Genomic DNA, 14,758 nt, shown 5'->3' with positions numbered 1-14,758 from the left:
TTCGTGTTGGCCCTGCAGACCGCGCGCCGTGTTTTTCTGTCTGTCGTCGCCGTGCTGTCAATGGCGGCCCCGGCCGCCAGCCAATCGGTGGAGGGTCTCGCCCTATCCGGGTCCCCTTCCGCCAACGCGTTGACGGTAGCGGCAACCCCGTCCGGTCAAGGCTGCGCGGCACAACCACACCTCCCCCGCCGACTGGAAACCATCTCGAAATACGACCAGACGGTCGCCTCGAAATCGGTGATCGATCCGGTGGCCCGTCAACGCCGGGAAAACGAGCTGGCGCCGGTTGCAAATGCCATCCGCAGCGTGGCGATCGCCGCCCGCCGCAATGGCACCCCGGAACAGATTGCCCAGACCGCCACCTGCACCATCGCCACCCTGCGCCACTGGGCCGCGACCGGCGCGCTGACCGACATGGCGACCTCGGACGCCAATCTGAGCCGTGACCGCTTCACATCCGAAATTGCCGGCATTGTCATGACGCTCCAGGCCCGTGGCCGGGATCTGCGCGACCAGAGCGAGATCCGCACGTGGCTCGCCACGCTCGCCCGCCAGACCATGGCCTATTATGACGGTCAGGCCGGCCCCACCGCACGCCGCAACAACCACCGTTATTTCGCCGGCCTCGCCGTCGCGGAATTGGCGGAGATCCTCGGCGAGAAGACCATGCGCTCGTGGTCGAAGGATGCATTCGCCATCGGCGCCTGCCAGGTCGATCCACAAGGCTACCTGCCCCTCGAACTCGCCCGTGCCGAGCGCGCCTATGAGTATCACCTCTATGCCTATGGCGCTCTGGCCCGCCTCGCCATCCGCCTGTCGGCCGCAGGATCGAGCGCCCTTCCCTGCGAAGACCGGCTCGCCCGGCTCCACCGTCTCGTCTCGCGCGGCGAGGCCAGCGCCCACGACTTTGCCCGTCGCACGGGGGTGGATCAGCGCATGCCGTCCCGCCGCCAACTTGAAGCGGCGGCCCTCGTCCTGCCCCGCCGCGAGGACATGGGAACCACCGGCGACGTAAAAAACTTCTGATTTCAGACTAATTCAAATATTATTTCGCTGCACTCAAATAAAACCTGCCATCGTTGATCTGTGTTTATATCCTTTCGCTTCCACCCCTCATAAACTCCGGGGGACTGAGGTGAACGGCCCTGGGGGCGATGGGGAAAACATGGCAATTTTCAATGTCTTGGATTACGGCGCAACCCCGAACGACGACACCGTCGACAGCGCAGCCATCCAGGCTGCCATCGACGCGGCCTATGCGGCAGGGGGCGGCACCGTCTACATCCCCGCCGGCACCTTCCTGATGACCGGCAACCCGGCCAATTCCTCCGATGGCTGTATCGAAGTCCGTTCCAACGTGACCCTCAGTGGCGCGGGCATGGGTGAGACCGTGCTGAAGCTAGTCGACCACTTCGACACCCGCATCAACGGCATGGTCCGTACGCCGGTGAACGAAAACGCCAGCAACGTGGTGATCGAGAACCTGACGATCGACGGCAATCGCGCCAACAACATCGACCATCAGGCCGGCATCATCACCGGGGTGAAGGAAGGCAACGGGCTGGTCCATGAGGATATCACCATCCGTGGCGTGGAAGTGACGAACTGCACCGCCTATGGCATCAATCCGCATGAGATCACCTACGACCTCCTGGTCGAAAACTGCGTCTCGCACGGCAACGGCAAGGACGGCTTCGTCGCCGACTATGTCGAGGGCGGCATATACCGGAACAACGTCTCCTACGACAACGACCGCCACGGCTTCAACATCACCACGAGCAGCAACAATCTCGTGCTGGAAAACAACACCGCCCATGACAACGGCGGCGCCGGGCTCGTCACCCAGCGAAGCGACATCTTCCCGGAAGGGGAGGACACCATCCCCTGGCCAGAGAACATCATGATCATCGGCGGCGACTATTACGCCAATGCCCGCGAAGGTATCCTGATCAAACTCTCGGATCACGTCACGGTCACGGGTGCCGAGGTTTACGGCAACATGCGCCAGGGCATTCGCATCGAAGGCGCCACCAACACGGTTATCCACGACAACACGGTCTACAACAACTCGCAGGAAGCCAACGGCGTCTATGACGAGATCAACATCCGCCTGCGCGTGGATACCGCAGTGACACCTTCGCGCATCTACTATTCCGAAGGCACCCAGATCTACGACAACTTCATCTATTCAGATGGCGCCGTTCGGGCACGCTACGGTATCCGCGAGGAATCGACCAATTCGACCGCCGACAATCCCTCCGGCACCATCGTCTATGGCAACACCGTCACCGGGCAGGTCAGCGGCGACATCTTCATCCCGCCCCATTCCGCCACCGAAGGTGCGGACATCTTCTATGGGACGGCGAGTGGTGACAATTTCGCCGGCCTGGGCGGCGACGACATCTATATCGTCAATCATTCGCTCGACGTGGTGACGGAACAGCTCAATGCCGGCCATGACACCGTCATCGCCTCGCTGAACCACACCCTCTCGGCCAATGTCGAAGACCTTTTCCTCACGGGCACCGCAATCCGTGGCACCGGCAATGCGCTGGCAAACGACATCGTCGGCAATGCACTCGACAATGAACTGGAAGGCCTGGGTGGCGAGGACATCCTGGATGGTGGTCTCGGCGCCGACAAGATGCAGGGCGGCGATGGCAACGACACCTATTTCGTCGACAATGTCGGCGACACCATCGTCGAAAAGGACAATCTCGGCGCGGGCGGCTATGACACGGTCTACAGCACGGTCAGCTACACGCTCGCCACGGAGGTCGAAAAACTCGTCCTGCTCGGCACCGGCAATCTCGATGGCACCGGCAACGCTCTGGCCAACGTGCTGATCGGCAATGACGGCAACAACGTGCTCGACGGCAAGTCCGGCGCCGACAATATGACCGGTGGCAAGGGCAACGACACCTACTACGTCGATCACACCGGCGACGTGGTCAACGAACTTGCCGGCGAGGGTATCGACACCGTCGTCAGCTCTCTCACCTATGTGCTCGGTGCCAATCTGGAAAATCTGACACTGACCGGCACGCTCAGCCGAGATGGCACGGGCAACGAACTGGCCAACGTCATCAAGGGCAATGACGGCGTCAACAAGCTCCACGGCATGGATGGCGACGACTTCATCGAAGGCGGCCTCGGCGCCGACCAGCTGTATGGCGACGCTGGCAACGACACCTTCATTCTGCGCAAGGGCGAATTCGCCGGCGATGTCATCGAAGACTTCACGGGTAACGGCGCCGCCCTTGGCGATTCGATCGTCTTCACCGGCTTCTCCTCCGCAGCCGTTCTGGTCGATCTCGGCGGCGGCAACTGGATGGTCCAGGACGGCAGCTACACCGAGACCTTCCGCATCAAGACCCCGATCGGCGAAGTCGCCTTCTCCGCTGAGGACTACGGCTTCGGCACGGACGTCGTGATCCCGCAGAACACGGCACCCGTGGCATCGGCCACCGGCAACAGCATGAGCGGCAACGAGGATAGCCTGATCACCGGCTCCGTGCCGGCCGGCAGCGACGCCGAAAACGATGCCCTCACCTATCTGCAGGTCGGCACGGTCTCCGGTCTGACGCTGAACGCCAATGGCAGCTTCTCCTACCAGCCGGCTGCCAACGCCAACGGCCCCGTCAACTTCTCTTACGTGGTGGTGGATGCCAAGGGTGCCCAAAGTGCGGCCCAGACCTTCACCATCACCGTCAATCCGATCAACGATGCGCCGACCGCCGCCGCAGCCGGCAACACGGCATCGGGCGATGAAGATACGACCATCACGGGGACCATTCCCGCCGGCAGCGATGTCGATGGCGACGCGCTCACCTATGTCCAGGTCGGCAGTGTTCCCGGCCTCACGCTGAACGCCAATGGCAGCTTCTCTTATGTGCCTGCGGCCAATGCCAACGTTCCGGTCACCTTCAACTATGCCGTCAAGGACCCCTCGGGTGCCCAGAGCGCAACCCAGGCCTTCACCATCACGGTCAACGCCGTCAACGACGCCCCGACCGCCGCTGCAACGGGCAACGCCACCTCCGGCAATGAAGACACGACCATCATCGGGAACATTCCCGCCGGCAGCGATGTCGATGGTGATGCGCTGACTTACGTTCAGGTCGGCACCCTCGCCGGATTGACGCTGAACGCCAATGGCAGCTTCTCCTATACGCCAGCCGCCAATGCCAATGGCACGGTCACGTTCAACTACGCGGTCAAAGACCCCTCGGGTGCCCAGAGCGCCACGAAGGCCTTCACCATCACGGTGGTGCCGGTCAACGATGCGCCGACGGCCTCCGGCACCGGCAATACAACCAGCGGCCAGACCAACACCGTAATTACAGGCAGCCTTCCGACAGGCGCGGATATCGACGGTGATGCCATCAGCTACGCCCTGGTGAGCGGGCTGAGCGGCCTGACGCTCAATCCCAACGGCAGCTTCTCCTATACGCCGGCCTCGGGAGCCACGGGCGATTTCGCCTTCCAGTACAAGGCGGTTGATCCCTCGGGCGCGGCCAGTGCCCCGCAGACCTTCACCATTTCCGTCACCGCGCCGACGGGCGGCCAAACCATCATCGGCAACAACAGCAGCAACATCCTGCATGGCGGCTCCGGCAACGACACGATTGACGGCCTGAAGAGCTCCGACACCATGTATGGCCACGGCGGCAACGACACCTATTACGTCGACACATCCGGCGACAAGGTGATCGAGGTCGTCGGCGAGGGATACGACCGCGTCTTCACCGCCTCGTCCTTCTCGCTGCAGACGGGCTCTGAGGTGGAATATCTCAAGGCGACCGGTTCATCCTCGGTCTCGCTCAAGGGCAACGAGTTCAACAATGTTCTGGTCGGCAACGCGGCATCCAACACAATCACCGGCAACAATGGCGACGACCGTCTCGACGGCGGCCTCGGTAAGGATTCGCTGACCGGCGGCAACGGCAAGGACAGTTTCGTGTTCTCAACGGCGCTCTCCTCCTCGAATGTCGATTCCATCAAGGATTTCAAGGTGGTGGACGATACGATCGTGCTCGACAAGGCGATCTTCTCCGCTCTCGCCACAGGCCAGCTCTCGGCCGCGGAGTTCGTCACCGGCACCCAGGCGCTCGATGCGAACGACCACATCATCTACAACAAGACCGCCGGCACCTTGCTCTACGATGCTGATGGCGCGGGCGGCGCAGCCGCCATCCAGTTCGCCACGATCTCGAAGAGCCTGTCCATGACCTATCTCGACTTCGTCGTCGAGGACACAACGCTGGTGTAAGCGCCGGGCCGGAGCGAACCGGTATCGATCAGCAAAGAGCCACCGGACGGTCGTTAAGCGGCCGGCCGGTGGTTCCGTCATGGGTTGAGCACCAGCGGCGAGAGGCATGCCGACCGAGCAACGATATGCGGAAACCGGGACAGGTCGACTGAGCAAGGATTGCCTTGAATCTCGTGCAGAAAATGTGTGCGGGAAAAATGATGGTGCCCCGTGCCGGAATCGAACCAGCACTCCTCTCGGAACCTGATTTTGAGTCAGGCGCGTCTACCAATTCCGCCAACGGGGCACATGAGCGTCGGGTGACAGCGCCGGACTATACGAAGGCTTGGGCTGCGGTCAACCGCCTTTTTGGCCAAACCGGCATCACGCGAAAGTTCCCGTCCCAATTGCCCTGAAACCAACGCGGCATTTACAGGTGCAGTGCAGTCCCATAAGAAGCGGGAACATTTCGCCGACGGATTTCTTCATGCTGCGCCGCATTTACGACTGGACCATGTCACTGGCCGGCACCCGCCATGCCGAAAGGGCCCTTGCCGGCGTCTCCTTCATCGAAAGCTCGTTCTTTCCCATCCCGCCGGATGTGCTGCTGATCCCGATGGTGATCGCCAGGCGTGACCGCTGGCTGCGGCTGGCAGTGGTGTGCACCCTCGCATCCGTTCTAGGCGCCTTCCTCGGTTATGCCATTGGTATGTTCCTGTTCGAGACGATCGGCCGTCCGATCCTCGCCTTCTACGGCAAGGAAGACGCCTTCGATCAGGTGGCACAGTGGTACAACACCTGGGGTGGCTGGGGCGTGCTCTTTGCCGCCGTCACGCCCTTCCCTTACAAGGTGCTGACGATCTTCTCCGGTGCGACGGGCCTGAATTTCGCTACCTTCACCGTCGTCAGCATCATCGGCCGCGCCGCCCGCTTTTTCCTGGTGGCCTTCCTGCTGAAGCTTTACGGAGAGCCGATCCGGATCTTCATCGAGAAATATCTCGGCCTTCTTTTTACCCTCTTCATGGCGCTGCTCCTGGGCGGCTTCTACCTGGTCAAGGTCATCCTCTGAAAGTCATCGCGATGAACACCAACAGCTCCTTCCTGAACTCCGACACATCTCTTGCCATTCTGCTGACGGCAGGCATGGCATTGGTTGTCGGTTCGGCCCTCGGCTTCGAACATATCGGGGGTTATATCCCCTGCGCGCTCTGCCTCATGCAGCGCAATCCCTATTACATCGGCATCGGCGTCGGCGTTGTCGCGGTCCTCTCCTCGATCCTGCGCCTGCCGCCGATCGTCACGAAACTGCTGTTCGTGACCATTGCCGTGCTGATGCTGGTTGGCATGGGCCTGGGCATCTACCATTCGGGCGTCGAGTGGAAGTTCTGGGAAGGCCCCGCAAGCTGCACCATCGGCGCCACGGGCGGCGATACGCCGGTCAACGTGCTCGACGCGCTGAACGCCACGAAGGCACCGTCCTGCACCGAAGCGACGCTGCGCGTGCTCGGCCTTTCCTTCGCCGGCTGGAACGTGCTGACGAGTGCGGCTCTCGCCGCTATCGCCATCTGGGGCGTTTTCCGTAAGCGGGTAGCCTGATCCCCAAAAAGACCGGCGGTTCAGCCGCCGGTCGCGTCCAAGGATGCCGGGTTAAGAGCCTGCCACCGAGATCTTAAGGCTGCAATTCGGTATCCCAGTAGAGATAGTCGACCCAGCTTTCGTGCAGATAGTTCGGCGGAAACAGCCGGCCGTTGTTGTGCAGGTCCTGCACCGTCGGCCGATAGGGCTTCTGATGTGGGAACATCTGCGCCTGCTTCGGCAACTTTGAGCCCTTGCGCAGATTGCACGGTGAGCAGGCCGCCACGACATTCTCCCAGGTCGTCTCGCCCCCATGGGCACGCGGGATGACGTGGTCGAAGGTCAGGTCATCAGGAGAGCCGCAATACTGGCACTCGAACTTGTCGCGCAGGAACACGTTGAAGCGAGTGAACGCCGGGTTACGGGTCGGCTGCACATAGGTCTTGAGGCTGACCACGCTCGGCAGCCGCATCGAGAAGCTCGGCGAGCAGACGGAGTGATCATACTCGGCGATGATGTTCACACGGTCGAGGAAGACCGCCTTGATCGCGTCCTGCCAGGACCAGAGCGACAAGGGATAATAACTCAGTGGCCGGTAGTCGGCATTCAGGACGAGCGCCGGCAGGGCCTGGGGAGAAACTGCAATCGTCAAGGCGTACTCCTGATCGATTCGGCATCTGCCCTTCTATATTAGGTCCGTTGTTACAGCATTGTGAAGCCTGAATTTTTGGAAGCGACCGCGTCGCTTTATCGCGGTCGCTTCCCCAGCCACTCGCCCTTGTCTGCCAGGCTTTGTAGGCATTGCAGCCCGTGCCAGACCGCCCCTCAACGCGGCAGGGCAACCCGGCCCGTCAGGCCCGAATAATGCGCCCAGAACAGCCGGGCCGCGACCGAGCGCACCGGCGCCCAGGCCTCCGCCACGCCCGCCACGACCTCCGGTGTCGGCCGGTTGCCCTCGAAAAAGACCGCTCCGACGGAGATCCTCAGTGCCACGTCTCCCACCGGAAAGATGTCCGGATGGCCGCCGCAGAACATCAGGTAAACCTCCGCCGTCCACGGCCCGACCCCTTTCAGCGCCGTGAGCGTTGCCATCGCCTGCTCGGCCGGCAGCATTGTCAGCTCGTCGAGCCTGAGCGGCCCGCAGAGATCGGCCTTCGCTGCGGCCTCCAGCGCAACGAGCTTGCCGCGCGACAGGCCGAAGGTAGCGACCACTTCCGCCGGCAGGCCGAGAAAGTCCTCCGCCGTCGGCCGGAGCCCGAGGACCCCCGTCATCCGACGCCAGATGGCGTCTGCACTGGCCCGCGACACCATCTGCGACACGATGATCGAGGCAAGCCCGGCGAAACCCGGCGGCGACAGCCGGAGCGGCAGCGGCCCACAGGCCTCCGCGATCGGGGCGAGCCGCGGGTCCCGCTCCAAAAGGACGGTCAACCCATCCGCCAGATCGGCCTCGTTGCGAATGATCATCGCCCCTCCCCTTTTCCCAGGCTGCACGTCATGCGAAGGAAAATCATGGCCGCAGCATCCCGTCAAACCCCCGTCTTGCGCTTCGCCCCGAGCCCCAACGGCCGGCTGCATCTCGGCCATGCGCTGTCGGCCCTGACCAATGCGAAGATGGCAGCCGAAACGGGTGGCCGGCTGCTGCTGCGGATCGAGGACATCGATCTCACCCGTTGCACCCCCGAACTCGAACAGGCGGTGCTCGACGATCTCGACTGGCTGGGCATCCCTTACGAGTGTCCGGTCCGTCGCCAGTCGGAGCATTTTCCCCTCTACCGCCAAGCGCTCGACACCCTGATCGCCCGTGGCCTCGTCTACCCCGCTTTCCTTACGCGTGGCGAGGTGAAGGCGAGGGTCGCAGCCTTCGAGGAGAACGGCGGCGTCTGGCCCCGCGACCCGGATGGCGCGCCGCTCTACCCGACCGAAGAGCGCGATCTGTCAACAGAGGAGCGTGCCGAAAAACTCGCGACCACCGAACGCCACGCGCTGCGCCTCGACATGGCGAAGGCTGTCGCCGCGATTGGCCATCCCCTAAGCTGGGCGGAAACCGGCGATGGCCCGCGAGGCGAGATCACGGCCGACCCCAAGGCCTGGGGCGATGTCGTGCTCTGGCGCTCCGACGCTCCGGCAAGCTACCACCTCGCCGTCACTGTCGATGATGCGGCGCAGGGCGTCACGCATGTCGTGCGCGGGCTCGACCTCTTCCACGCCACCTCGGTCCACCGCCTGCTGCAGACCCTGCTCGGCCTGCCGCAGCCCGTCTACCATCACCACCGCCTGATCCTTGGACCCGATGGTCGCAAGCTGTCGAAGAGTGCGGGCGACACGGCGCTCGCCGTGCTCCGCGCCGATGGCAAGACGCCCTCAGATATCCGCGCCCTGGTCGGGATTTGAGATCCCGACATTCGGCTGCCCCTTCACCGGCACCACCTGGAACTTCATCAGCGCCGCGTTGAATTCGGCCCCGATGATGAAGATCGCGCCGACCATGTAGAGAAACACCAGCACGATCATGATCGAGGCGAGGCCGGCATAGGTCGCGGCGTAATTGGCGAAGGTGCCGATGTAATAGGCGAAGACCAGAGCGCCGATCAGCCAGAGCACGAGGGTCAGAAGCACACCCGGAAGCACATCGATGATCCGCCGCCGTCCATCCGGCAGGCCGAGGTGAAACACCATTAGGCCGATGACCAGGAAAACGACGGTGCCGTAGACCCGCCAGTTGGCGACCGTCGCCAGGAAATCCTTGAGCAGCGGGAAGTAACGCTCAGCAAAGGCGAGCGCGACGGGCACAGCGACCAAAAGCGCGCTGATGATGGCGAGCACGATGACGGCGCCCAGCACGAAGCCGAAGCTGACCAGCCGGGTGATGTACCACGGCCGGGTCTCGACCACGCGATAGGCCCGGTTGAGCGAGATCCTGAGCGCCTCGACGCCGTTCGAGGCAAAATAGGCCGCCGCGAGCACCGAGACCGTCAGAAGCCCGCCGCGCGGAATGGTCAGCACCTGCACCACCTGATCCGACAAAGGCTTGGCGATGGTTTCCGGCCAGGTGTCGAAGATCAGATGCACGGCGGTTTCGGCAAACTGGTCGGCGCCGAGAAAGCTGGCGAGCGCCGTGCCGAAGATGAGGAACGGGAAAAGCGCCAGGATCGCCGAGAGCGCCACATGGCTCGCCATGGCCCAGCCGTCATCCAACGTGAAATGCCACAGGGCATCGAAGGTGACCTTGTAGAGCCTGCGAAAGAACGACGGCATCCGGTCTCCTCTGCACTGCGACCTGATTGTCAGTTGTCGGGGAATATGGGAAACCGATCCCGGTTTGCAAAGGAAGAACGAGGTTTTCCCGTGAAGAGTATCATCGTCACCGGCTGTTCCTCCGGTATCGGCGCCTATTGCGCCGAGGCCTTGAAGCGCGATGGCTGGCGGGTCTTCGCAACGGTTCGCAAGCCGCAGGATCTGTCGGCGCTCGAGGCCAAGGGCATTGAGGCGATCCACATGGATTACACCGACCCTGAGAGCATCGAGGCCCTTGTCGCAACAGTTTTCGATCGCACCGGCGGACGCCTCGACGCTCTGTTCAACAACGGCGCCTATGGCCAACCGGGTGCTGTCGAGGACCTGCCGACGGAGGCACTTCGCGCCCAGTTCGAAACCAATCTCTTCGGCTGGCATGACCTGACCCGCCGCGTGATCCCCACGATGCGGGCGCAAGGCGAGGGGCGCATCGTGCAATGCTCGTCGATCCTCGGCATCGTGCCCTATCGATGGCGCGGCGCCTATACGGCCTCGAAATTTGCGCTGGAGGGCCTGTCTCTGACCCTTCGCATGGAGCTTGAAGGCTCCGGCGTGCAGGTGAGCCTGATCGAGCCCGGCCCGATCGAAAGCCGCTTCACCGCCAATGCGCTCACCCATATCCGCGAGGCGATCGACCTCGAAAATTCCGTCCATGCCGAGGACTACCGCCGGCAACTGGCGCGACTTGATGGCACAGGGCCGGTAAACCGCCACAAACTGGGGCCGGAGGCGGTCTACAAAGTCCTTGTCCACGCCTTGACCGCCAAGCGCGCCCGCCCACATTATCTCGTGACCAAGCCGGCCAAGCAGGGGGCCCTCATCAAGCGCTGGCTGCCGGCCGACCTCTTCTATCGATTGATGCGCTCGCTGGACTGACCGGCGACGAACAAAGGCAATTCCGAACTCATGTCCACATTCACCTATGTCCTCGCCATCATCGTCATGGGGCTCGTCGCCCTCGTCCTCATCCGGGGCCTCTTCAACATGATGAAGGGCGGCGACGGCAACACCTCCAACAAGCTGATGCAGGCGCGTATCGTGCTGCAGGCGATCGCGATTGCGCTGATCATGCTCACACTTTGGCTGACCGGCGGGGGACGCTGATCCATGGTCAAGCTCAACAAGATCTACACCCGCACAGGCGACGACGGCACCACGGCGCTGGTCACCGGCCCGCGCCGGCTGAAGCATGATCTGCGCGTCGACGCCTATGGCACGATCGACGAGACCAATTCGGCAATCGGCATCGCCCGGCTGCACACGGCGGACATGCCCGAGCTCGATGCCATGCTGATGCGCATCCAGAACGACCTCTTCGACCTCGGCGCCGATCTCGCAGCGCCGGAAACCGGTGAAGTGCTCTCCTATGAGCCGCTGCGCGTCATCGAAGCACAGGTCGACCGGATCGAGAAGGAGATCGACCAGCTCAATGCCGATCTCGACCCGCTCAAGTCCTTCATCCTGCCCGGCGGCACGCCAGCGGCCGCCTACCTCCACCTCGCCCGCACCACGGCGCGGCGCGCCGAGCGCATCATGGTCGAACTTTCCCGCTTCGACGGCGAGGAAGTCGGCGAACCGGCGCTGAAATACGTAAACCGGCTGTCGGACTTTTTGTTTGTGGCGGCACGGCATGCGAATGATGGCGGCAAGGCGGATATTCTCTGGGTGCCGGGGAAGAATCGGTAGGGCTCAGCGTCTTGCGCGGAGCCCATCTCCCCCTCGGTGGGGGAGAAAGCGATTTCGATGAATTAGGCGAGCGCAAGCCGCCTAAACATCTGAAATCGCAAGTGAGGGGGTCCGTTCGTCGTGCCCCCATCACCGATCCCCTCACCAACAAAATCTGAGGTTTAGCCCTGATCGGGCTAAGCCCTCGATTTTGTAACCTCTCCCACAAGGGGAGAGGCGGGTGCGGCGGCTTCTGCTCGGGCTCATGCTGAGGTGTCCACCATCACCCAAGTGCGGAACGAACCCTCGGCAGATCCTCGGGACAAAGCCCGAGGATGACGGCATGTGGGGTGGGCACAGTGTCCCCCGCCGGCGTTTCAGAGTGTTGCGACGCTTACGGAGGATACCCTTCCTCTCCGCAATCGTCATCCTCGGGCTTCGTCCCGAGGATCTGCCGACGTGTCGGCAAACTCGCGGGGCCTGGCAACCCGACATATTGAGACTGTCAAAAACCCCAAGCGTCGCCGCCGGTCGGGATCGCTCCCTCCGGGTCGGGTCATGCTTGTCTCGGACGAGGCGCCAGAAGCAACCTGTCTAAGTATGTATGTGGCTCCTTCCGGCGCCTCGTTCGGCGTCTATTCCCGCTGCATTCGTCCCTCTGGCAAGGCGGCGACGGGCGTCGTGACGATCCTTCGATCCGTCCGACGTTCGACCGGGCGTAGGGTCCGGCTGCGGCAAAGTCCTCCTTGCGGAATGTCTGCCAAAGCCTGGCCGGTGGCCCGGGAGGTTCCCGCCGGATGGTGCACCATTCCGACCGGACCCTCGCCCGGGGGATGTTGGCCTTGGTCATTCGCGACCTCGGTCCTCATCCCCGCCGTTTGTTTCGCCCCGCCGCCTGGGATCTTCGCGACGGCACGGGCGCCTTGTCTGTGTGCCTCTGAGGCACGTCCTTCCGATCGGGGTATCCGGCTCCGGGGCATCCGACCCCTTCACCTTCGTATCCAGCCCCACGTCCGGAGGGAGACCGTTGCAGCGGCCCGGGATCTTGCACCTGCGACAGTGCTCCTCCCCGGCGCCGGCCCCGCCTCGCCTGACATCGCATCGTCAGGTGTATCCGAGGGCGGGACGGGGTTGAGTCTACGAGAGGAAAAATGGGCGGGGATGAAAAAACATGTCGGGGTTTGATTTTGTTGGGAAATGTCTCGAATTCATCCCCCTTTTTTGCCGCTGTCGCCGCGTTTTTGGCCTTTGCCTCTCACCCTGCCCTCTCCCCGCTGGCGGGGAGAAGGTGCCGGCAGGCGGATAAGGGCTGAAGTGATGAGAATGAGGGGCGAAGCCGGCAAACGCGACGTCACCTGTTGGCAGGCTTGTGTTTGGATCCTCGGGTCAAGCCCGAGGATGACGACTATGGTAAGGGCTTGGTATTCTCCTCCTTTGCTTCAGCATGTGTGTCGTCTGCGGAGGATACCGCCCCTCCCTAAACTCAGTCATCCTCGGGCTTGACCCGAGGATTCAGACACAAGCAAACTGCACGCATGGCGGGATATGTATACATCGTCACCAACCACAAGCGTGGCACCCTCTATATCGGCGTGACGTCCGATCTGGAGCGACGGATCTATGAGCATCGCGAGACGCTGACACTGGGATTCGCGTCGAAGTATGGTTGCCGGCATTGGTTTGGTACGAGGAGCATGACAGCATCGGCACGGCAATACAGCGGGAGAAGTCGCTGAAGCGCTGGTATCGGCAGTGGAAGATCGCGCTGATTAAGGGCTTCAATCACGATTGGCGGGATTTGTATTATGAGTTGATGTGAGAGGCTGCGGGTAAGAGACCCCATACTTGAAACAACTCCGCCGTGAGTGCCAACCGTACATCTATTGAAACCTGCGGCACCTGCGCCGCCTTTCCCCCCTGTCCCCATCCTCCAACCTGCGCTAGCATCCGCCGACCCAATTCCGGCGAACCCGACGAGGCGCGATGTTCATTCCCCTGCATGACCGCAACGCGCTGAAGCACATCCGGCGGCAATATGTGACGCTCGGGCTGATTGCGGCGAATGTGATTTCCTATGCGCTGGCAAGTGTGGTGCCGGATGCGGCCTATGAACTCGGCGTCTATGGTCTCGGCTTTATCCCGGCCATCCTGCTCGGGGGCGCCACACTCGATCCGTCGCTCGTGCTGGTGCCGGATTGGGCGACCTATGTGACCTATGCCTTCCTGCATGGCAGCTGGCTGCATCTCGGCTCCAACATGCTCTTCCTCTGGGTCTTCGGCGACAATGTCGAGGATGCGATGGGGCATCTCAGGTTTCTTTTGTTCTATCTCGCCTGCGCGGCCGCCGGTGCGCTGGTGCACGGACTGGTGATGCCGGTGAGCCAGGCGCCGCTGATCGGCGCCTCCGGCGCCGTGTCCGGTGTCGTTGCGGCCTATGTCATGCTGCATCCGAAGGTCCGGGTGTGGGTTCTGGTTTTCATGCGCTTTCCACTGCCGCTGCCGGCCTTCATCCCGCTCCTCTTCTGGATCGGTCAGCAATTCGTGATGCTGGTGATCGATGCAGACGGCGGGGTTTCGTGGGGCGCGCATGTCGGCGGCATCCTGGCGGGCGCTTTGCTGGTGATCGTTTTGCGACGTCCGGGCGTGCCGCTCTTCGACCGCAGCATTGTGACGCCGAGGGCTGTCGAACATGTGGCGCGGCCGGTCGACGGACTGGCGGCGGGCCCCTGGGGCGCGAGGCCGGCCTTTCCGGCAGGGAGCGGATCTCGGGCAACGTCCGGTTCGGAAGTAGGCCGGAGTGGTCGGGCCGATGACGGCGATCGCGCCGGGACGGGCGCTGAGACCACTGTGGGAACGGGATCTGGTGCTGGCCCGGCAACCCCGCCACGCAAGGTCACCCACTGGGGCCGATGACGACAGGCCGTCGGTTGACGTGCACGTCAACGTCAATTATTCCTGTTGCCAGGGAGA

The 14,758-nt window shown here is 62.7% G+C and carries 12 protein-coding genes, 1 tRNA gene and 1 pseudogene; 10 read left to right on the top strand and 4 right to left on the bottom strand.

What is annotated here, in order from left to right; translation table 11 throughout:
• Window positions 1–6: 6 nt before the first annotated feature.
• Both ACT53S_RS19875 and ACT53S_RS19870 read left to right on the top strand, forming a co-directional pair.
• Window positions 7–1,026 (top strand): alginate lyase family protein, encoded by a 1,020-nt coding sequence (locus ACT53S_RS19875; protein ID WP_476068234.1) that lies wholly within the window; start codon window positions 7–9, stop codon window positions 1,024–1,026.
• 139 nt (window positions 1,027–1,165) lie between these two features.
• Window positions 1,166–5,272 carry a tandem-95 repeat protein gene (locus ACT53S_RS19870; RefSeq protein WP_476068233.1) on the top strand — a complete coding sequence of 1,369 codons (4,107 nt, stop codon included), beginning with the start codon at window positions 1,166–1,168 and terminating at the stop codon, window positions 5,270–5,272.
• Between the two features lie 201 nt (window positions 5,273–5,473).
• On the opposite strand, the gene ACT53S_RS19865 is transcribed toward ACT53S_RS19870, so the two are convergent.
• Window positions 5,474–5,558 (bottom strand) — tRNA-Leu (locus tag ACT53S_RS19865).
• Window positions 5,559–5,738: 180 nt separating this feature from the next.
• On the opposite strand from ACT53S_RS19865, the gene ACT53S_RS19860 reads away from it, so the two are divergent.
• Complete coding sequence (locus tag ACT53S_RS19860) at window positions 5,739–6,320, top strand: YqaA family protein (RefSeq protein ID WP_476068232.1); 582 nt, start codon at window positions 5,739–5,741, stop codon at window positions 6,318–6,320.
• An 11-nt stretch (window positions 6,321–6,331) separates the two neighbouring features.
• Window positions 6,332–6,847, top strand: coding sequence for a disulfide bond formation protein B (locus ACT53S_RS19855; protein ID WP_476068231.1), 516 nt, complete (start codon window positions 6,332–6,334; stop codon window positions 6,845–6,847).
• A gap of 73 nt (window positions 6,848–6,920) precedes the next feature.
• Here the strand turns inward: ACT53S_RS19855 and ACT53S_RS19850 are convergent, their stop codons facing one another.
• Window positions 6,921–7,478, bottom strand: a complete 558-nt coding sequence (locus ACT53S_RS19850; protein WP_113378264.1) for an HNH endonuclease — start codon at window positions 7,476–7,478, stop codon at window positions 6,921–6,923.
• A gap of 173 nt (window positions 7,479–7,651) precedes the next feature.
• Complete coding sequence (locus ACT53S_RS19845; protein WP_476068230.1) at window positions 7,652–8,293, bottom strand: DNA-3-methyladenine glycosylase family protein; 642 nt, start codon at window positions 8,291–8,293, stop codon at window positions 7,652–7,654.
• A gap of 45 nt (window positions 8,294–8,338) precedes the next feature.
• Here ACT53S_RS19845 and gluQRS point away from each other — a divergent pair, with 45 nt between their 5' ends.
• Window positions 8,339–9,220, top strand: a complete 882-nt coding sequence (gene gluQRS / locus ACT53S_RS19840; protein ID WP_476068229.1) for a tRNA glutamyl-Q(34) synthetase GluQRS — start codon at window positions 8,339–8,341, stop codon at window positions 9,218–9,220.
• Here gluQRS and ACT53S_RS19835 read toward each other — a convergent pair.
• Window positions 9,191–10,084, bottom strand: a complete 894-nt coding sequence (locus ACT53S_RS19835; RefSeq protein WP_476068228.1) for a YihY/virulence factor BrkB family protein — start codon at window positions 10,082–10,084, stop codon at window positions 9,191–9,193. The two genes, gluQRS and ACT53S_RS19835, sit on opposite strands and share 30 nt — an antisense overlap.
• 90 nt (window positions 10,085–10,174) lie before the next feature.
• On the opposite strand from ACT53S_RS19835, the gene ACT53S_RS19830 reads away from it, so the two are divergent.
• The 5 genes and pseudogenes from ACT53S_RS19830 (at window position 10,175) to ACT53S_RS19810 (ending at window position 14,701) form a co-directional block, all read left to right on the top strand.
• On the top strand, window positions 10,175–10,999 hold the full coding sequence (locus ACT53S_RS19830; RefSeq protein ID WP_476068227.1) for an SDR family oxidoreductase: 825 nt from the start codon (window positions 10,175–10,177) through the stop codon (window positions 10,997–10,999).
• Between the two features lie 30 nt (window positions 11,000–11,029).
• Window positions 11,030–11,227: a twin transmembrane helix small protein gene (locus ACT53S_RS19825; RefSeq protein WP_062282550.1), complete on the top strand. Its 198-nt coding sequence runs from the start codon at window positions 11,030–11,032 to the stop codon at window positions 11,225–11,227.
• 3 nt (window positions 11,228–11,230) lie between these two features.
• Window positions 11,231–11,809: a cob(I)yrinic acid a,c-diamide adenosyltransferase gene (locus tag ACT53S_RS19820; protein ID WP_476068226.1), complete on the top strand. Its 579-nt coding sequence runs from the start codon at window positions 11,231–11,233 to the stop codon at window positions 11,807–11,809.
• Between the two features lie 1,514 nt (window positions 11,810–13,323).
• Window positions 13,324–13,607 (top strand): annotated as a pseudogene (locus tag ACT53S_RS19815) (GIY-YIG nuclease family protein).
• 164 nt (window positions 13,608–13,771) lie between these two features.
• Window positions 13,772–14,701, top strand: a complete 930-nt coding sequence (locus ACT53S_RS19810) for a rhomboid family intramembrane serine protease (protein WP_476068225.1) — start codon at window positions 13,772–13,774, stop codon at window positions 14,699–14,701.
• Window positions 14,702–14,758 lie beyond the last annotated feature (57 nt).

This window comes from Allorhizobium sp. DMC15 (assembly GCF_056314065.1).
Note: the sequence above shows the minus strand (reverse complement) of the source record. Positions and strands in the feature narration are given on the sequence as shown.